This is a genomic window from Bacillus sp. SIMBA_074, assembly GCF_046534555.1.
Taxonomy (GTDB): Bacteria; Bacillota; Bacilli; order Bacillales; family Bacillaceae_G; genus Bacillus_A; species Bacillus_A mycoides.
The window spans coordinates 1-20,964 of sequence record NZ_JAWRYM010000045.1; the positions used below are offsets into that span (position 1 = coordinate 1).

The window sequence follows — 20,964 nt, forward strand, 5'->3', positions numbered from 1 at the left end:
GCCCGGTACAATACCGGGCTCATACCCTAGAGGCTGCCTAATGAAACGACCTGTCTAACTTTCGGGGGTCACTTCATTAAACGCCACGACTTTTTATATTAATTCGTACTAATTCCTCTCGCTGTCCAAATTCGATCGATTTCCGCGGCATGTTGTCCGCCGTATAAAAGAGCATCTGCTTGCTTAATCGCTTTCGCTCCATCACGGAATTTCGCATTTGGCGTTAATGACCAATGTGATTGTAAAATAATTTTTGTTGCTACATCACGTCCAAAAGATTGCGCCATTTCGTATTGACCTTGAGCCCAAATTTCCCCATCATTATGCACTTCATTCGTTATATCTTTCGGGTATACTTTATTCGTATCTAATCGGCGTAAGCACGTCGGATCTGAACTAGAATAAGCAGCCGCATCCCATTCTCCAATACATGCTTTCCCGTATCCTGTTGTCGATACTGCATCTTCATAAGTAGCACCTAAGAAGTCTCCAAATCCTTCTCCCATCGCTCCACCTTCTGGTGAACTTCCGAAGCCTGGCACTTGATTATCTTGAATAGAATGACCATATTCATGCGCAATAATGCCAGCATCTTCTGCATCATCTACTCCGCCAGTACCGAAAGTTAAAGCTTTCGTTGATGGAGAATAGAATGAATTATCGTCAGTTGTACCATTTACATTCACTTTAATCGAACGTTTATTAATATTTTGAAAGCCTAATCCTTGAATGTAACGCTGTAATGTATCAATATGATAATATGACATAACATCTTCAAAACTATCATTTGCACGTGTATAGTTAAATTGTAAGCTTGTAGATTTCGTCTTCGCTTTTGAAGAAATCGTAACATACTCACCAATTAAAAATCCTGTACCATCTAAACCTTTTAACGTAACAGTTTTCAATTGATTCGTTAATGCTGTTGAATCTGCATCATTATTATCTTTTAACCCTGCTAAACTTCCACTAGATACGACAGGGTTAGGTAAAAATACTTTTCCTGTTCCTTCTGCTTTTCGGTTTATATCAACTTTTTTAATTAACTTTCCATTTTCCGCATCAATGAATGTTTCCCATGCACCGAATGGATTATTAGAATGGACTACCACTTTATATACAGGAATAGCGACTCCCTCTTCAACAATATATCCGAATTCTTTTTCTGTAGGAGCCCATAAGTTTTGCTCACTTTCTCCTCCAACATACGCCATCGATTTTTGTTCTGCATCTTTTTCACTAATTTTTTTCGTAACTTCCTTCACACCTGTAACAGGCTGATAATCAGAAACCGCAAGTAAGCCTTTTCCCTCTCCGTTAAGAGTAACTGTAATTTGTTTTGAAAATACAGGCGCACCATTGACCACTTGTTGGAATCTAACATATGAAGCTACTGATGTTTCTGTTGTAGAAATATATTGCAAGTCTGAAAGGTCTGCCTTCAATCCATATTCCGTAGCATGTCCTTTTAAATATTCAATTGCTTTTTTCTGTGGTGAATAAGCTTCTAGCTTTACTTGCTGTTGTTTTTCCAGTGCTGAAACAGTAGAAATTGTCCCCATTACTAATGGCACAGTCATTGCCATTGCCACCATTTTTTTGTTTAACATAAAACCACTCCCCCTAATAAATTGAAAACTTTACCCCATTCCTATAAGGCTATTCCTGTCCACAAGTAACGAAATAAAGTGAATCTACGAGTAATTCTATACAAACAATTCTATTACCTTTACATTTTGGGTAAGTGAAATTTTCTCAATATTTATGTGTAAAACGAGAAAAATACTGTAGAAATATATTTCTTTTGTAAATTTCTTTACCTTATGCTTTTTAAAGTAATGTGTAAAAAAATAAGTTATTTTTTACCTAACGATAGGTTGAAAATAATATTAATGAATGATACGATTTATGTAACCTTTTTTATTAGGAGGACTTATCATGAGCAAAAGTGAAGAAACACTCTCTTCCATAGTCGAAGCAAGTTATCGACTATTTGCCGGTCACGGCATTGCCAAAACGACCTATACAATGATTGCTGAAGAAGTTGGTATTGCCAAGCCATCTATTTATTATTACTTTAAATCTAAAGATGCATTAATTGAAAGTATTTTTAATGAATTATGTGCAGCGATGCAGTTCTCCTCATTCTTTCATACAGAAGAATTTACGAAAGAGAATTTCATTGAGAAATGTGTTGAAATTGGCTTTAAAATGATAGACGAACAACAGAAAGATCCTTATTTTAATCGTGTATTACAAGAATATGTATTACTATCTTCAAGAAACGATATGTACAAAGATCGATTACTAACTGTACAAACAGAATATTTAAACGGATTTGAATCACTCCTAACAAAAGCAAATGAACTTCAACTCATTCAAAATAAAAATCTAGTTTCAAAAGCTCATATGTTAGCATTAGTTCTTGATAATATTGGGAATTTTATGATGTTACATTTAGATATGGATTATAAACAAATATGGATTGAAGCTGTAAATAGCATTTTTGAAAGCAGGGATTGAAGTGAATACAAAAAAGCGCATTATCGGCTTAGATTTTGCTAGAGCGTGGGCAATGTTTGGAATGTTACTAGTTAATTTCATGGTGATAACAGGGGCGGAAGGAAATGGACCTCCTCTGTTAAAAACCTTTATGACACTTTTTGAAGGTAGAGCTTCTGCCTTGTTTGTTATACTTGCTGGAATTGGCATAACTTTAATGACTAAATCATCTGTTGCTAGCCAAGAGAAAATAAAAATCAATACCAGCCGCATATTGATTTGGAAACGATCACTATTCTTATTTATTTTAGGATTATTATTGTATGTAATGGAATGGACGGGTGATATTTTACACTACTACGGCGTTTACCTTTTCATCGCTGCATTACTAATTACTGTACGAAGAACTATACTAATATGGCTTTCTATCATTATTTTACTTGCTGCACAATATCTCCAACTTACTTTCAACGCCTTCGAAGGATGGGGAGGCACAATCCCATTTATAAACTATATAGACTTTTGGACCTTAACAGGTTTTCTTCGCAACTTATTTTTTAATGGCTATCACCCTATTTTCCCATGGTTTTCTTTCTTCTTAATCGGTATGATAATTGGCAGATTAGATCTTCATAATAAAAATATTAGAGAAAGATTACTCTTACTCAGTATTACAATCACAATACTGACAGAACTTTTATCAAAAGGACTTACACACTTCTTTATTCCATACATCGGCAAAGAGGCAGCTACATTTTTGTTTAACACAGGACCCATTTTGCCCAATATATTATACGTCGCATCCGCTACAGGATCTGCTATTGCTATATTAATAATTTGCCTCTACATTGCTGAAAAATATGAAAATAATTGGTTTGTTACTTCCATTATACAAACAGGACAATTAACATTAACGCATTATGTAAGTCATGTATTTATCGGTATTGGCGCATTGATTGTATTAAATCGTATGGAACATCAAACACTACTTTTCGTTTTATTATTTGCTACTGCATTTTTCATTTTCAGTATTTTATTTAGCGTATTATGGCGAAGGAACTTTTCTAGAGGACCTATCGAATGGATTATGCGGAAAATAACTGATTAATTTATCTTCATACAAAAAAGGAAGTTGGAATGATTCCAACTTCCTTTTTTCTTTAATTAGCCGCGTTTAATTTAATTCGGATCTTTGTCTCACCTAAAGAAAGTTCATCGTCCTCATTCGTTAAGTGACCAAATGTAAATTGCTTGACGAGTAAGTTTTCTTCCAATAAATCTTTATGATTCGTTAACGTTTGCTGTAGTTCTTTTTCTGTATCAAGAATTACATCCACTCGTAAATTAACTGGTAAATTCAACTGCTTACGATATTCTTGAACTGCACGAATAAATTCACGTGCTACTCCTTCTTGTAACAATTCTTCCGTTACATTCGTATCTAACATTACCGTATATTGACCGTTAGTCGTATTTGAAAATCCTGATTTCGCAACTTTCTCTACTAATACATCTTCAGCTGTTACAACTACTTCTTCTCCTGGTTCTACTTCGTAAACTGCTCTTTCTGTAGATACAAAGTGTTGTACTTCTTCTTTTGATAATTGTTTTAGCCAGCCATTTACTGCATTCACACTTTTACCAAACTTCGGCCCAGCCGTTTTAAAATTCAGCTTTAATTGATAGGACGTGTATTTCGTTTCATCGAGTTCAACATGGAACGCTTTTACATTTAGCTCATCCATGATGATATCACGATAAGATTCCCAATCCATATCATTTTCATTATGCGCTAGTAATACAAGTTCTGCTAACGGCTGTTTTACTTTTAATGAATGTTGATTACGATTACTTCTTCCAAGTTCAACAACTTGTAAAACAGCATCCATTTCTGCTTCTAACTCAGGCTGGATAAGTGATTCGTTTACAACCGGATAATCTGCTAAATGAACGCTGCTTCTTTCTAAATTCAGATGAATATCCTCAGCGACAAACGGTGTAAATGGTGCGATTAATTTACTAATTGTTACAAGCACTTCATGAAGCGTTTCATACGCAGCTGCTTTTTCAGGATTCATACCAGATTCCCAGAAACGATTACGTGATCGTCTTACGTACCAGTTACTGACTTCATCTACAAGCGCCGCGATTTCACGAGCTGCATTCGTAAATTGATAATCATCAAGTGCTGTTCTCACTTTTTTCGTTGTGCTATGCAATCTTGATAATACCCATTCATCTAATTTCGTACGTTTAACTTCATACTTTTCTTTCGGATTATACTCATCTAAATTTGCATATAAAACGTAGAAGCTATATACATTGACTAACGTATCTACAAATTTAGATTTTGCTTCCAGTACTGTTCTTTCAGAAAAACGCTTTGCATTCCACGGAGCACTGTCAACAAGTAGAGCCCATCTTAAAGCATCTGCACCAAACTGATTTACTAAATCAACTGGATCTAGTGCATTTCCTTTACTTTTAGACATTTTCTGTCCTTCCTCGTCTAGAACATGCCCTAGTGATAACACTCGTTTATAAGGTACTTTTCCTGTATATAGTGCGGATACTGCTAATAAACTATAAAACCAGCCGCGTGTTTGATCAATTCCCTCTGCAATTACATCTGCTGGAAACTGTTCTTCAAATAACTCTTTATTTTCAAATGGATAATGATATTGTGCAAACGGCATGGAACCACTATCAAACCAAACATCGATTACTTCTGGTGTACGATTCATTGTACTTCCGCATTTTTCGCAGCAAACTTGCACTTCATCTACATACGGCTTATGCAATTCTAAATCTTCAGGTGTTTCTTTCGTACTATGCTTTCTTAATTCGGCGATGCTTTTCGGTGAGAATTGATGATCGCAGCTTTCACATTCCCATACGTTTAACGGTGTTCCCCAATATCTATTCCGGCTAATATTCCAGTCCACCATGTTTTCTAAAAACTTACCAAACCGTCCATGCTTCATATGGTCTGGATACCACTTAACAGAATCATTATTTCGTAAAAATGTTTCTTTAATCTCAGTTGTTCGGATTAACCAGCTTTCTCCTGCATAATAAAGTAATGGTGAATCACAGCGCCAGCAATGCGGATAGCTATGTTCATATTTTTCTTTATGATATAGCAAACCTTCTTTAGCTAAATAACGAACGATATCAACGTCACATTCTTTTACAAACTTACCTTTAAGAAATGGTACTGCATCCGTATACTCACCTTTCTCATCTACAACATGTAAGAACGACAATCCTTCACTTTGAACGACTTTATAATCGTCCTCCCCATATGCTGGAGCGATATGAACGAGTCCTGTACCACTATCTGCAGTTACAAAATCTGCTGCAATTACGTGGTACCCATTTGTAACTTCCTTCATCGGAAACGGTGCTGTATAAGATGTGTTTACTAATTCTTCGCCTTTATGAACGGATAATACTTCATAGTTTTCTTTTAGTACTTCTTGTACACGCTCTTTCGCAACAATGTATACATACCCTTCTTGTTTCGCTTTAACGTATTCCATATTTGGATGTACGGCAAGTGCAACATTCGCTGGAAGTGTCCACGGCGTTGTCGTCCATCCAAGGAAATATTCATTTTCACTATCTTTTACTTTAAACTTAACCGTTGCGCTTAAATCTTTCACTGTTTTATATCCTTGTGCAACTTCATGTGAACTAAGCGATGTTTGACAGCTTGGACAGTACGGTGAAACTCTATGCCCTTTATATAACAAGCCTTTTTCATGAATCGTCCCTAAAATATTCCATACACTTTCGATATATGGATTCTCTAGAGTAACGTATGGATCATCCATATCTACCCAATATCCAATGCTCTCCGTAAATTCACGCCACTGCTTCTCATATGTGAATACACTCTCTTTACACTTTTGAATAAATGGCTCAATGCCGTACTCTTCAATCTCATGCTTACCTGAAATACCAAGTTGTTTTTCAACGCCTAATTCTACAGGTAATCCATGTGTATCCCAGCCAGCTTTTCTTAACACTTTATATCCAGCCATCGTTTTATATCTTGCTACTAAATCTTTAATTGCCCGACCAAGTGCATGGCCGACGTGTGGTAAACCGTTCGCCGTTGGTGGTCCTTCATAAAACACAAACGATTGTGCGCCTTCTCTATTCTGAATTGATTGTTCAAAAATGCCCTGTTCGTTCCACTGCTTACGAATACGTGTTTCTCTCCCTACAGCTGACTCTTTTACATCTACTTTCTTCATGTACAATCACTCCTTTGAATGTTTTAAAAGCACACAAAAAACCCGCCCCTATGAAGTAGGGACGGGTTTACCCGCGTTACCACCCTAATTCTATTAGCTTTTCACTAATAGCACTTAGCAACGTACTAATATACGCGTTCTTTGTAACGGTAGACATCCGTCCGAGCTTACTTTATTCAGCCACGGCTCCTCGGAGATGATTTTCAAATAACGTCTGCACACCGGCTTTCAGCAATACACCGACTCTCTGGAGAACAGCTCACTATTTTACTCTTTCTCGTCTTCAGATTTGTATACTTTATTAAAAGTTATTCTATGCCATTAAACAATTAATTGTCAACTAATTCGAAATATATTTTTATTTATACCCTTTTTCTCTATTCTTATACAATCACTTTTCAAATTCTCGCAGTCCTGCTAAATCTTCATCTTCCTCTGCAAGTTCAGCGAAAAATCCTGTTTCATCTTCACGAAGCACAATTTCAAGTTCATCTCTTGCCTCTTCATTTCTGTTTAATAATGTTAAATAACAAGCATGATCGTATCTTGCTAGCAAGTCAGTAGCATCAATTGCTAATATTTCACTTGTTATTTTTTCTGCCTTTGTCGTTTGCCCAGCTCTATGATACGAAGATGCTAAAGCAAGAAGAATTGCTGTTTCATTTGGATGATGTACAGAAGCGTCTTCTAATAACTGAATCGAGTCCTCAATTCTCTCTTGACTTTGATATATTTCTGCTAAAGCAAGGAATCCTCTACTTACAAATGGTGTTTTCTCAATTAATTGCAAGTGAATTTTTTCGGCTTTTCTTTCTTCGCCTAGCTTACATAATACATTCGCTTGTAGAAGAAGTGTATCATAATCATCCGGTAGCTCGCGAACCATTTGTTTCGTTAATTCAAAAGCATCTCGTAACATATCTTCTTCTTCACACTCAATGAAAAGATTTACAAGTTGCTTCGCTACATCATAATCCCACTTATTTTCTAACGATGTTTGTAAAACCTCTATAGCTTCTTTATTCATCGCCGCATTCTCATAAAATATTGCGAAACGCTGCGCTGCCATACTATTTTTCGGATTTAACTTTAAAGAGATTTCAAATAACTCGATAACAACTGTAACCATTGAAATTTCCTTCGCACGATTTTTCATGCGATAAAATGCTCTTGTAAATATAGATTTTTTCGGTTGCTCATTTTGCTGTCTTTCTACTAATCTTTCGGCAACCGCAGTAGCTGCATACATAAACGCTGTACTTCTTTCTGCTTTTTTCACCTTTAACGTATGAAGTACGTCTCGTATTTGGGATAATTTTTTATGTTGCTCCATTGCTTTTACGTACACACCAAAAATACGTTCACTTTCCAAATCTTTATGCATTACTTTCAGCGCAACTTCGATTGCTTCTGCACTCTGCTTTTTAACTAGCAATTTCGCATAATGATATAGTACTTCCACATGCGCTTCATCTATTTTCATTGCGCATTCGATATATTCTTTTTCTTTATCTATGTCATTCATCGCGCCAAACACGTATGCAATCGCATCTAAACGCCATGTTTCAGGAACTTCTTCCTCCAATTTCTCTAGTTCAACTAGCAATTCTTCCTGAAGATTCATTTCTACTGAAAGCTGCGCTAAATATTCCATATTTATATGCATTGGTTCTTCTTTCATCGCCTGGACCATATGCTTTTGTTCTTTGGAACGATTCTCTTCTTTTTCGTATATTTCAGCAAGCTGCAAATGTACACCTAAGAAGTTCTTATCCATTTCTAAACATGTTTCATACGCATGCTTTGCTTCTTGAAATTGCCCTAACGCCATGAATGTTTCACCGATACGGAAATACGGCAATGAATCTTGTTTTTTCTTAAGTGCATCATTATACCGTTTTATCGCCTGATCATACTGTCCAATAGATTCATATAAAACACCTGCGTAACAACCGTATTCAATTACATCCTCTTTTTCTTTTTCTAACGTTCTTAAAAATGCTATGCCTCGTTGCACAAAAGCTGTGTCTTTTATTCGATTTACATACTCCTCCAACACGCTCGCTATATTAGCGTATACGCTTCGTATACCGTTCTCTAATTTAGAAAGTGCAAGTTTTAACTCTTTTTCATCCTCGCCTAATGCCATTTCAGCATCCCATAACACCATACCAGCATTCATAAGGAAATCTTGATTGTCTTCAAATTGCTTATTAATACTGACAATATAGTTTTTTGCATCCTTATATTGTTCCTTTGCCATATAAACTTGAATTAAACCGAAATGAGAATATACATCTTCATTATTTTCTTCTAAAGAACACTTATATATAGTTTCCGCTTCTTCAAGTTCATCATTTTGAAAATGAAAATCTCCTAAACGAACATATAAAGACGCCTGATCTTCACAATTTTGAATTCCTTGTAATAGAATCTCCTTCGTATTTTTCTCATCATCCAAATCCGATTCATAGATTTCCGAAAGCTTCGTATATAAATAGGCTGCTGTTTTATCTAATTGAATCGCCACTTTAAGTCCTTTTACCGCCAAATACACTTTCCCTAAATACTGAGCACATCTTGCACGTTCATACCATATGTGCGCTTCATATTTATATTCTTTTAATAAATCATTAAAGAATCCATATGCTTCTTCATATCGTTCTAAATCTATTAAAATTAAACCGTGATTTACAAGTGTAAACCTTTCTGGACTACGTTCTATAGCTGTTAGAGAATACTCTAGCCCCTTTTCGGATTGATCCATATACATGTATGATAATGCTAAGAAACTCCACGCAACTGGTTGATCTGCATCCAATTGTAATGATGAACGAAAACTAGCAATCGATTCTGCATAATTATCTTGCTCAAAAGAATAACGTCCATTTATAAAATGATACAACGCTTGATTGCTTTTCTTCTCCACACTTTGAAGCATCTGTCCTGCTTTTTCCATATCCTGCAGACGAATAAAACACTGTGCACTATGCAATTTCACAAAGTCAGAGCTCGGAAACTTTTTCATTAATTTTTCTATACAAAACTGAATAAAATCTTTATCTACTTCAGCATCTAAATGTTTAATCGTATATAACCAAGTGTTTGGATTTTCACTTGTTTCTTTTAAAAATAGTACTAACTTTTCAATTCCCTCTTTATCTTGCTCACCTAAATGATCTGTAAGAGAAAAGATTGTTTTATAATATGTGTGTTCTTCCTCATTTAAAAATGAAAGTTGTTCCATTCTATCTTTTGGTATAAACGTAATAGCTAAACAATCTGTATAACGATATTTTTCTTGCAACTTATCATATTCCACAAGAATCGGTTCCAAGAAATTCGGATCTTGAATATAAAAAGCTTGTAGTACATCGTCATAACCAGAAAGCACTTGTACATGGGAAGCGTGCTCAATATCTATACTTAATAAAACGGGAATACCTTGATTGAGTAATCTCTTATAATTTTCCTCATTCCCTTGAAAATAACGATATTCGTAACCTTGCTCTTCTATATATGTAACTGTATCTGAAAACTTAGAACCTGTTACATCAAAAATATGTTGTGCAATTTCATCTTGCGTACGTTTTTCTCCCCATACCCCTAACATCATTTCCAAACTTGTCGGAACGCAATAGTTATCCTTTTGTACAACCGGAACTATCGGTAAACGAACCTTTTTTCCATCAGGATTTTTTTCTATATGATGATATAGAGAATTTTTCAAACTCTTTTCATTTTTCAATAGTGCTTGCAAATCGTGAATATTATTCATTTTATAAAATGCTTCTGCACGTAAATGTATAAAATAAGTTGTATATGCATGATGCGGAAGCATATGATTAATTTTATCTATTACCGCTAACATTTCTTCATAGCGCTCTAAATCTAATAAATATTTTACTTTTTCAAAATAGAAATATGGTACTTGAGGAAACTTTGCAATCGCATCATTAATGAGTTGTAACGCTCGCTGCTGTTCACCTTTATATGCATATAATTGCGCCAATAAGTACGTAGCTAACTCTTCACAATCTTTATGCTGCTGACCGGATAAAAGTTGTTCCTCTGCCTTCTCCCACTCACCAGTCTGTATATATAAGTAACCCCATTTATCAAAAACTGCACGCGTACTATGCTTTTCCGCCTTTTGCATATAGGCATAGGCCTCTTCATTTCGATTCATATCTAGCAAACATCTAACTAACGTAAAGTATGCTTTCGTTAAAACATCCGCATCAGTTTCCTCTTCATTTACCTTTTCCAAAGAATCTTTTAATAATTGTTCAGCATCAAGGATTTTACGCTCATCAATTAATTCATCACAATATAAAGAGAGCGTTCTCATATTTGGGAATTTTTTATAAGTATAACGAATTAAAAAGGAGCTATATTGATGCATCAAACCTTCATCAGCAAGACGAATTAATGTATCAAACTCCTTAGGTGACGAGACGTTAGAAAGCCAGTTCTTCACGTATGATAACTTATTCGTTTCTTTTATATGCGCAATTTCATTATTTATCTCATGTAATCCATCTAGGAATCTCTTTTCTTTCAAACAAATCTCTAATTGCTTAAAATCTAGCATGCATTCACCTCAAATTATTATTTATACTGCCATTTACAAGCAGTATTCTAACCTACTTGCTTAGATTTTACACATCATATAGTATGCATTCAACTAAAACCTCATATAATGAACGATATTATTTAATATTATTCAAGTTTATAACTAAATATCTTAAAAACATTGATTTTTATGGGAATTTTGTTTAATTTGATGAAATATCATGTGTTATTAGAACATCGATTTTATCCTCTTTTTTGAGGCTTCGTTCAGTGGATGAAATTATATCAACGATTCGACAAGATATATTGATTTACCGACAAAAATGACAATTATCCCATCTTCTATTTCATACTATTAGCGAGGTTGTTTCACTTATCAAATTTTAAATCCACAAAAACACCGTAATGATCACTTGGGAATATGCATGATGAAGTTAGTACTGAATCTGCAAATATTGATATATTTTCTATATTTTGAAATTCAAACGCGTCATTTTCTTGTATCATAACCCAATCATATCGTCCTCCTTGCTTTTCATCCCCTATTAAGTTTGTATTCTTTCCATAATCTAAAGTTGGCTGAGCACGAATGTTATCTTGATTTTCTTTAAACTGAGCCACATCTATCCATTGATTACTTATTAAGTATTGATGCACCCCTGAATGTGGATCATCATTAAAATCACCACATAATAATTCGTAGCCAGTACCTCTGTTTTTAATCCAATTATTCACGGTATTCATTTGCTCTTTTCTTACCTTACTAGATTTCCAATTTAAATGAACATTCGTTATCCCGAGCTTATACTCTTTATATTTTAACATAATTCGAATGGTACAATAATTCGATTCCTCTATACCTGTTTCCCAAATAGCTTCTTCAGCTAAGATAGGAATTTTACTTAAAAAAGCTAGGCCTTCATCTGGAGAATCTGGATACTCTTTAAATACACAAACCGGATATCCAGTTTGATCTGCTATATACTGCGCAACATTTTTCTTTGGTCCATAAGTAACACAACTTCTAACTTCCTGTAGAGCAAGAATATGAGGAGCAACATTTTGAACTTCCTCACAAATAGCCCCTAATCTCTCTGACCACAAAGTTTGATGATTCCAAATGTTGAGGGTAGCAATTCTCATTATATCCCTACTTTTCTAACATTAGATTTATCTCCTTATTTCACCGTATGTAATTTTCATATTAGGGGCATATACCAAAGCAGAATGTATATGAAACACTTCAAAAAATCGTAGTTCTGCTTCATATTGAGCGAGCGCTTCAGCAAATGTTAAGCCCCGACTCATTAAACGGTCTATAAAGTGTTGTTTTTCACCTGGATTACTAGCAATCCCCTCTTCTTTTAGAGAATTATATAATCCTTGCTTATCATTTTGATTTAAATTAGGATCTAAAAAATTCACTTTATCACTTACTCTACATTCAATATTTTTAACACCTAATTCACTTAAATACATTGGTATTTTCATGCCAATATTGCCATCTTTACCACTTCTGTGTGCATCTTCTTCAAATAACTTCTGCAAAACACCAAGCTGGATAATTTCCGATTGAATTAATCCGTCTAGCGTGTATGAGGACATATTAGAAATCCAATTCGGCTCAAAACATATTATCTTTCCTCCCTCCTTAATTGAATTTATCATTTTTTGCAACATCGTTTTGGGCGAATTCATATGTAATAAGAAAGCATGACTGACAGCTATATCATATTTATTTTCCAATTCAATTTCTGTAGCATCTCCTTCAATAAATTCTGATTCATATGGAAGCGAACGAAACAACTCTCTCGCTTCAGCTATTAATGCTTCCCCGCTATCAATACCTGTATACTTTGATCCATTTGGAAGTAACGGCAACAAAATTAAACCTAAGTAGCCATACCCACAACCGTAATCAACAATATGTACTGGCTCAGAAATCTTCCAAACTGTATTTACTAAAAAACTTAAATAATCATCGTTATAATATAAATCTCTCGTATTTCTTAAATACTCTAGCTTACTATTCCAATCATACTCTTCCAAGTACAATACCTCCTTTTATATACAAAACTAAAGTTCTCCATTCAATAAACGTATTCCTATGTTTCTAATATTTTTAGAGATTTTTAGTTCTAATTATTGCGTTAAATCGTACATGTTCTTTCTTCTCCACCTATTTGACAAACTAATTTTTTAAAAAAATAAAAAGGATTACATACCTGAAACGATATATAATCCTTTTCATAAAAAAGAAATACATAGAAATTTAGATAGTACAATCACAATCTGAGCAATCGGTACAATCTATTACGTCACAATCTAAATCTCTCTTTTTTTTGCTTCTTTTTAAATAAAAATATAGTAGCACCATAAATAATAGGCAAATAACAAAAGCTATTGTTGCTTCTATATATTTTTCATGAATGATAAAACCAATTCCACTTCCACCTGATATAAAAATTAGAATTATGTAAATCCAAAACATGTAAGTAGCTACCTCCGTTGATATGTGGTTTAAGATGTAATCCATATAATACTAGATGCAATAAATAGTCCCATACCATTACCGCTTAATAAGCCGGTAGTTACTCTTAGCAAATTTGTGCTGCTTCGCCATTTCCACTTTTGGGTGAATCCATCAATTAATAATGGAATTTGAGCAAAAAAGGATAGCATCAATGAGAGACTAAACGAAGGTGTTATTAAAAAGTAAATTGGAAACATACATAAACCAATAAACATACCTGTGCATCGCGCACATAAAGGCATGTATTTTTGTAGTTTAAGAAAACTCCTTTCCGGTAGTCTATGACAAGGAATGTTTAAAATGAAACTTCGAATCAATACGGACCATCCTCTCTACAAATATTTTAATTGATTTCGTAACAAAATTATAGAATTCTTACACTTCGTAGCGTATAACACTTTATAAATAAGAATTTATTCAAAAAAATACAAAAAGACAAATCAGGTTAATGACCGCCTGATTTGCCTCTTTGTTACAAAATTTTTATTTTACATCTCCTCAGGTGCCCCTACCCCAAGTAAACGTAATCCCTCTTTTAATACAACCGTCACAGCATACACTAATGCGAGTCTACTGTCTTTCTCTTCGCTCTCTTCTAATATACGAACATTTCCATAATATTTATTGAACGCTTGCGCTACATCTAATACGTATTTTGAAATAATAGATGGCTCATTTTTGTTGAAGGCCGCTTCAATTGCTTGCGGGAATTTATTGAGTAATTTTACTACACTCCAGCTGTAATCGTCTTTTAATTCAAAAGTACACGTTTCAAATTCTACACTTTCTTTTCTTAAAATAGAGCAGGCACGCGCATGTGTGTACTGCACATATGGTCCTGTTTCTCCTTCAAATTTCAACATATTTTCTAATGAGAATTCGATATTATGCATACGCTCATTTTTTAAATCGTGGAAGATAACCGCTCCAACACCGACTTGTTTTGCCACGTCTTCTTTTTGTTTTAAATTAGGATTTTTCTCTTCAATATTTTGTTCCGCAAGTGCAACAGCTTCTTCTAACACTTCTTCTAATAAAATAATTCTGCCCTTACGTGTCGACATTTTCTTACCATCTTTTAATATGAACCCGAACGGTACATGTTCCATACCATCCACCCAGTTATAGCCAAGCTTTTTTAATACAGTGAAAAATTGATTAAAATGTAAACTTTGTTCGGGTCCTACTACATATAAAGCTTTATCAAATTCGTATGTGTTTTGACGATACAATGCCGCTGTTAAATCACGTGTTGCGTAAATAGTTGCACCATCTGATTTTCTAATTAAGCAAGGCGGCATACCTTCTTCTTCTAAATTAACGACTAATGCTCCTTCTGATTCTTCAAGTAAATCGTGCTCTTCTAAAATCCCAATAAAGTCTTCCATTTTATCGTTATAGAAAGCTTCTCCTTGAAAGTTTGTAAATTCCACACCGAGAAGTTCATAAATACGAGAAAATTCTTTTAAAGACTCATGACGGAACCAATTCCAAAGTTCGACTGCTTCTTCATTTCCTTCTTCTAGTTTTTTAAACCATGAGCGTCCTTCTTCTTCTAGTTCTTTGTTCTCTTTTGCTTCTTCATGAAACTGAACATATAACTTAAATAACTCACGAATTGGATCCTCTTTAACAACCTCTTCATTTCCCCATTTTTTATATGCAGTAATTAACTTCCCAAACTGCGTGCCCCAATCGCCAATATAATTGATTCCGACAACTTCATAGCCACATTTTTCGGCGATATGTTTCAGCGAATTACCAATCATTGTAGAACGTAAATGCCCCATTGAAAAAGGTTTCGCGATATTAGGAGAGGAATAATCGATAACTACCGTTTTTTCACATCCAAAGTGATTTTGACCGTACTCTTCTTTCTCCGCTAAAATTGTTTTTAATACTTCATCACTTACTGTTTCACGATTTAAAAATACATTTACATAAGGACCAACAGCCTCTACTTTCGTAAAGAACGGATCATTTAATTTCTCCGCCAATTCCTTCGCTATAATAGCTGGTGATTTTTTATATTGCTTCGCTAGTGAAAAGCATGGGAACGCTGCATCTCCGAATTCATCTTGTTTTGGTGTTTCGATTAAATCTAAAATTTGATTTTGTGTTAATTCATTCGTAAAAATATTCGATAAACTTTTCGCAAACTGCGTTTTATAATTCATACTATAACCTCCTTATTTTTTAAAACACAAAAAACTCGTCTCTAAAAAAGAGACGAGTTTTAACCCGTGGTACCACCCTTGTTGTTCATTTCGAACCACTTTCCCGTTTATAACGAGGACAGGGGGCCTCGGCTTACTCTACTACTCGTTCAAGAAGCGTCTCCGAAGTGCGCTTCATCTTTTTCTTCCGCACTAGGCTCACACCATCCCTAGCTCGCTTTCCTTCTGAAAAAGACTACTCTCTTCATCACCGACAGTATATTTAATTAATTATTGCTTATTATACATCTTTTCAAACAATTAGCAAGGGTCAATTACACCAAAATGAAACTTAGCACTTTTTCTTTTATATACGTAAAAATTGTGTTTTTCAAATCTAGAACTACGGAAATGATCTTTCAGAACGACACGCTTTCTCGCCACACGCTTCGCTTCCGCAATTGTTTCGTCAGTAATATCATGATACAAAGCGAAGTGTTTTAACCCTTTAATTCCATCTGATTCTATGACAGTTTCTTCGAACATCGGATCTAGGTATACGACGTCATAACTATTATCTTCACATTGTGTTAAAAATGCGTAATGCTCCGTTTGCTTCACATCGATTTGTTGCATTGCTTCATCAATTTCAGAAACGAATGAAGACCATGTTTGCAAGCCTTTTTTCATGATATAAGCCATATATTCATTTCCTTCAAGCCCTGTTACTTTTCCACTTTCGCCAACGATATAACTAGCTACAATACTATCTGATGCCATACCGAGCGTACAATCTAATACTGTCATTCCGCTCTCTAATTTAGCAGCTTGTACAAACGGATCGTGCTCTCCGCGCATTAACCTTTTCACACGAAACATCGCTGAGTTTGGATGAAAGAAAAACGACTCTTCCGTACCTTTTGGATAAATGGCTAATCGATTTTTCCCTACGACAAGTACATCTTGTTCATACTGCTCATGCAATTTATGTACAGGTATATCATTACGTATAACGAAAGAACTATTTAATTCTGCTGCTACCTTATTTGCATAAGCTGTCAATTCTTTATTTGTTCTTCCTGCTGTTGTTACTATCATTTTTTCACCTCTATATAAAGAAAAGAGGGAGATTCACTCTCCCCCTACTTTAGCAATTCTTTTCGAAAGCTTGTTCTAAGTTTGTAATAATTTCGTCCATTGTTGCGCCTTCAATTTCATGACGGTGAATGAAGTGCACAACTTCTTTTCCTTTTAGTAATGCCATAGATGGTGAAGATGGAGGAATTTCTCCGAAGTATTCACGCATTTTTACAGTAGCATCTTTATCTTGACCTGCAAATACAGTTACAAGATGATCAGGTTGTTTTTCAGCACGTACAACCGCTTGACCTGCTGATGGGCGTGCTAAACCAGCTGCACAACCACAAACAGAGTTTACAACTACTAAAGTTGTACCTGATGCATTCTCCATAAATTCTGTTACAGCTTCTTCTGTAGTTAACTCTTCAAATCCAGAACGCACTAACTCTTGGCGCATTGGAATTACCATTTGACGCATGTATTCTTCATATGCATTTGACATCTTGTATCTCTCCTTCAACTTTCATTCCAAATTCATCATATCACGCTCTATTAATAGGTGCAAAAGAAAGATAACGATGATTTCATTTTTTTGAAGGGATTTCACAAACCCCTTCACGACAGTGTCCAACTGGGACAAGTTTTCTATTGTTGGCAATATAATCGTATACTTTATTTCCAAATCCAAGGACGATAGATAGTTTTATAAAAGGTACTGCAAACCAATAAGATGGAACGGCCTTTGCTAATACGTTGATGCTATGAATTCCGTCATACCACTTATTATTTTTTAAAATATACAATCTTTGTTCCATCTTACTTTGTAATTCTTGAGAAAGTTCATACTTCTCAACTACATCTTCATCTCGAAATGAAACAAATTTCATCTTACCCTTTTTATCTAATCTTTTCGTACGTTCTGCAACCGCCGTACACATCGGGCACCAACTATCATAGAAAACAATCATAAACTATTCCCCTTTACGAGACTCCGTCATTTGCTTCCATACTGATCCTTTTGCTTCTTCGCCGCCTTCAATACGTTCTAAAGCTAAACGTGCTTGCATCGCCACTTCAAACTCCGGATCATCTTCTGCTGCTTTTAGTGCCGGAATTGCACTTTCATCACCAAGTTCAAATAAGAACATTGCTGCACGCCAGCGTACTAATTTACTTGAATCTTTCAGAGATTTAATCATAACGAACATCGCTGCTGGATCACCTACGTCCGATAAGCAATCTCCTGCTGTACGACGAACACTTACTGAACGATCTAATAACGCTTTATATAATAACGGCAATACTCCATCACCTTTTACCATACCTAAATAAGCTGTTGCTAAACGGCGGATAGATACTTTCTCATCATCTAATGCCATTTTCAATACCATCATATCTTCTTCCGTTGGATCCATTTGTTCTAAAGCTGCAAAACGGTTTTTCCAGTCAGAATCTTTCATCATCTCTTCTGTTACTTTATATGGCTCACGCTTTTGAATCGTTACTTCAACAGCACCTGCTTGATCTAATAATTCTTTAACCGTTTCATTTACACGTTCTTCTGAATAAGCAGCAATAATTTCTTCTACTACTTCTTTCCCGATTTCTTCAAAATTACCGTAACGTGTACTTTGCTCTACCCACTTACGCTCTTTCACAACGTTAGGTGCAGACATTTGCACTTTCATAATTGATTCTTTAAAACGATCAGGTAAACCAACACGCTCTTCTGAGGTCCCATCTGTTAACTTCACTTGCATCGGAATTGTAAAGAACATTTGAACAAACACTTTTACTTCTCCAAAATGAGAAAGTTGTTGTTCTTCGCTTTCTTCCACTATTTCTTCACCGAAAACAGCACGAACTTGTTGTAATAAAACTTTCCAGTCATACTTCGCATTTCGCTCCACTGCTAAAAAGTCTGCAACATGATACACACCTTTAATGCCTTCAATCTTCAAAATTTCTTGCACTTGCACTGGTGCTTGTTCTTTATTTTCATTTGTATAATTATTACGCGCTCCTGATGGTAATACTTCATTCAAAATAACTTTCATTGTATTTGGACTTGGCGTCGGTTCAATTGCTTTAATCTTCACGTAAAAAACTCTCCTTTATTGCGTGTTCTTAGCTGTATTGTAACATGTTACCCCTTTATACTCCTACTCGGATGCTTAATTTTATTGATTTCTTCCCATCATCATACTTTCTCTTTCCACCTAATTAATCCGAAACTATCATTAAAATTCTAATATTATTGCGATGCACTCTCCCGCCTTCTCTCTAAAAATGTAATATTCTCAATCAGAACTTCAGTTCTATATACTCTCTTTCCTTGTTCATCATCGTAATTACTCGTATGAATACGCCCTGTAATCCCAACAAGTGAGCCTTTCGTACAATATTCTGTTACATTTTCAGCCGACCTTCTCCATACAACACAATTAATAAAATCTACTTGTTGCTCACCTAAACTATTTCGAAAACCTCTATTCACCGCAACACATATTCGTGCATAAGCGACACCTTGTTTTGTGTAGTATAATTCTGGCTCCTTTGTCAATCTACCTATTAATACAACTCGATTCATCATAAGTTATACCACCTCACATATTTTTCTTCATTGTAAAGAAAAATGTTGGAAGGGTAAAAAGCGCAAAATGATATGTTTGTAAGCAAAAATTATTACTTTATATCTTACAAATCAAAAAAAGAAACCCTACATAGTATAAACATGTAAGGTTTCCAAAAATATTATACTTCACTGCAAGATATGTAATATCCTCCGCGGGCCATCTTTATTTCAGCGCGGTACATTACATTTTCTAAGTAGAAAGTAATCGGTTTAACTTTACTCTCAATTTTTAATTGTTCATTACATTTAGCCGCATAGCTTTCAATAGCTGAACGAATAACTTCTGCTGATGGATATGTTAAAGCGTCATCTAGTTCTATGAAAAAACTTTTAGAAAATAGTTTTTTCATAATCCCTTTTTTCTCTTTCATCATATTCCATCCCCCTTCAATTTAAGTCGCCAACATCCATATTTTCAATTTATCTTTAAAAATAAAAAAACCTGCACATTTCATGCAGGATTTTTTATTAGTCATTTTTCGTAAAGTAAGAAACGAAACGAAGAATTTCTAAGTATAACCATACTAGAGTCATCATTAGACCCATTGCACTGTACCACTCCATATATTTTGGAGCTTGGCTACGTGCACCATTTTCGATTAAATCGAAATCTAGTAATAAATTTAATGCAGCAACTACAATAATAACTGCACTAATGATCATACCAATTGTTCCACCTTGGTGAATATATGGAACAGAAACACCGAACATGTTTAATAAGAATACGATTAAATACATAACCATAATTCCCATTGTTGCTGCCATAACACCTGTGCGGAATTTATCAGTTACCTTCACTACGCGTGTTGCATATAAAACTAACATCGCAAATAGAATTGAGATTGTTAGTAATACAGCGTTTAAAACGATAGAATCCTGAAATTTCATTGCATAAACTGCTGAAATACTTCCTAACACTACCCCTTCTACTGCCGCATAAATCGGTGCACCAATTGGTGATATGCGCGGGAAGAAGATAGATGCAAATGCAACGATTGCCGCAATAACTAAAGCACCAATTAATACTGGCATTTTCATCGTACCTTGCGTCATCTGTATGTATGAATAGACAGACGTTGCAAGCAGCAATATAAGCATGATAAACGTTTTGCCTACTGTTCCGCCAATAGTCATCGCGGAAGTATTTGCTCCCTCTTTACGGAATGCCTCTTTTTTCAACATTGGATTAGATGTTCTCATTTTTTCCCTCCTAAAATAGGT

17 protein-coding genes and 2 other annotated features are annotated in these 20,964 nt (G+C 35.0%); of the genes, 2 read left to right on the forward strand and 15 right to left on the reverse strand.

Annotation, left to right across the window (positions count from 1 at the left end; all coding sequences use genetic code 11):
• Positions 1 to 98: 98 nt before the first annotated feature.
• Positions 99 to 1,610 carry a M36 family metallopeptidase gene (locus SB773_RS28165; protein ID WP_044441963.1) on the reverse strand — a complete coding sequence of 504 codons (1,512 nt, stop codon included), beginning with the start codon at positions 1,608 to 1,610 and terminating at the stop codon, positions 99 to 101.
• Positions 1,611 to 1,938: 328 nt separating this feature from the next.
• On the opposite strand from SB773_RS28165, the gene SB773_RS28170 reads away from it, so the two are divergent.
• Entirely contained in the window at positions 1,939 to 2,523 is a 585-nt protein-coding gene (locus tag SB773_RS28170; protein ID WP_002136053.1) for a TetR/AcrR family transcriptional regulator, read from the forward strand.
• Position 2,524: 1 nt separating this feature from the next.
• Complete coding sequence (locus SB773_RS28175) at positions 2,525 to 3,610, forward strand: DUF418 domain-containing protein (protein WP_215577031.1); 1,086 nt, start codon at positions 2,525 to 2,527, stop codon at positions 3,608 to 3,610.
• Between the two features lie 52 nt (positions 3,611 to 3,662).
• Here SB773_RS28175 and ileS read toward each other — a convergent pair whose 3' ends face one another.
• The 14 genes from ileS to SB773_RS28245 all read right to left on the reverse strand — a co-directional run bounded on the left by ileS (position 3,663) and on the right by SB773_RS28245 (position 20,943).
• Positions 3,663 to 6,764, reverse strand: coding sequence for an isoleucine--tRNA ligase (gene ileS, locus SB773_RS28180; RefSeq protein ID WP_410593495.1), 3,102 nt, complete (start codon positions 6,762 to 6,764; stop codon positions 3,663 to 3,665).
• A 54-nt stretch (positions 6,765 to 6,818) separates the two neighbouring features.
• Positions 6,819 to 7,057, reverse strand: a binding site (T-box leader).
• Between the two features lie 98 nt (positions 7,058 to 7,155).
• A complete protein-coding gene (locus SB773_RS28185) occupies positions 7,156 to 11,358 on the reverse strand; it encodes a C39 family peptidase (RefSeq protein ID WP_410593497.1) in 4,203 nt (1,400 codons plus the stop codon).
• Positions 11,359 to 11,708: 350 nt separating this feature from the next.
• Complete coding sequence (locus SB773_RS28190; RefSeq protein WP_410593499.1) at positions 11,709 to 12,482, reverse strand: endonuclease/exonuclease/phosphatase family protein; 774 nt, start codon at positions 12,480 to 12,482, stop codon at positions 11,709 to 11,711.
• Positions 12,483 to 12,509: 27 nt separating this feature from the next.
• A complete protein-coding gene (locus tag SB773_RS28195) occupies positions 12,510 to 13,388 on the reverse strand; it encodes a class I SAM-dependent methyltransferase (protein ID WP_044441973.1) in 879 nt (292 codons plus the stop codon).
• Positions 13,389 to 13,611: 223 nt separating this feature from the next.
• Positions 13,612 to 13,830 (reverse strand): hypothetical protein, encoded by a 219-nt coding sequence (locus SB773_RS28200; RefSeq protein WP_044441975.1) that lies wholly within the window; start codon positions 13,828 to 13,830, stop codon positions 13,612 to 13,614.
• Between the two features lie 29 nt (positions 13,831 to 13,859).
• Entirely contained in the window at positions 13,860 to 14,189 is a 330-nt protein-coding gene (locus tag SB773_RS28205) for a DUF2085 domain-containing protein (protein WP_078205517.1), read from the reverse strand.
• A 171-nt stretch (positions 14,190 to 14,360) separates the two neighbouring features.
• A complete protein-coding gene (argS, locus tag SB773_RS28210) occupies positions 14,361 to 16,049 on the reverse strand; it encodes an arginine--tRNA ligase (RefSeq protein WP_044441976.1) in 1,689 nt (562 codons plus the stop codon).
• 45 nt (positions 16,050 to 16,094) lie between these two features.
• Positions 16,095 to 16,309, reverse strand: a binding site (T-box leader).
• Between the two features lie 40 nt (positions 16,310 to 16,349).
• Positions 16,350 to 17,126 carry a class I SAM-dependent methyltransferase gene (locus SB773_RS28215; RefSeq protein ID WP_410593503.1) on the reverse strand — a complete coding sequence of 259 codons (777 nt, stop codon included), beginning with the start codon at positions 17,124 to 17,126 and terminating at the stop codon, positions 16,350 to 16,352.
• A 49-nt stretch (positions 17,127 to 17,175) separates the two neighbouring features.
• Complete coding sequence (locus tag SB773_RS28220) at positions 17,176 to 17,610, reverse strand: BrxA/BrxB family bacilliredoxin (RefSeq protein WP_002012568.1); 435 nt, start codon at positions 17,608 to 17,610, stop codon at positions 17,176 to 17,178.
• Positions 17,611 to 17,692: 82 nt separating this feature from the next.
• Positions 17,693 to 18,076: a thiol-disulfide oxidoreductase DCC family protein gene (locus tag SB773_RS28225; RefSeq protein WP_044441980.1), complete on the reverse strand. Its 384-nt coding sequence runs from the start codon at positions 18,074 to 18,076 to the stop codon at positions 17,693 to 17,695.
• 3 nt (positions 18,077 to 18,079) lie between these two features.
• The gene (locus tag SB773_RS28230) at positions 18,080 to 19,207 is read right to left on the reverse strand and encodes a conserved virulence factor C family protein (protein WP_016094150.1); all 1,128 of its coding nucleotides are present in this window, start codon (positions 19,205 to 19,207) and stop codon (positions 18,080 to 18,082) included.
• A gap of 155 nt (positions 19,208 to 19,362) precedes the next feature.
• Positions 19,363 to 19,701: a single-stranded DNA-binding protein gene (locus tag SB773_RS28235; RefSeq protein ID WP_002012564.1), complete on the reverse strand. Its 339-nt coding sequence runs from the start codon at positions 19,699 to 19,701 to the stop codon at positions 19,363 to 19,365.
• Positions 19,702 to 19,862: 161 nt separating this feature from the next.
• Positions 19,863 to 20,117: a DUF4318 domain-containing protein gene (locus tag SB773_RS28240; protein ID WP_002012563.1), complete on the reverse strand. Its 255-nt coding sequence runs from the start codon at positions 20,115 to 20,117 to the stop codon at positions 19,863 to 19,865.
• Positions 20,118 to 20,211: 94 nt separating this feature from the next.
• On the reverse strand, positions 20,212 to 20,943 hold the full coding sequence (locus SB773_RS28245) for a Bax inhibitor-1/YccA family protein (RefSeq protein WP_002127140.1): 732 nt from the start codon (positions 20,941 to 20,943) through the stop codon (positions 20,212 to 20,214).
• Positions 20,944 to 20,964: the final 21 nt, after the last annotated feature.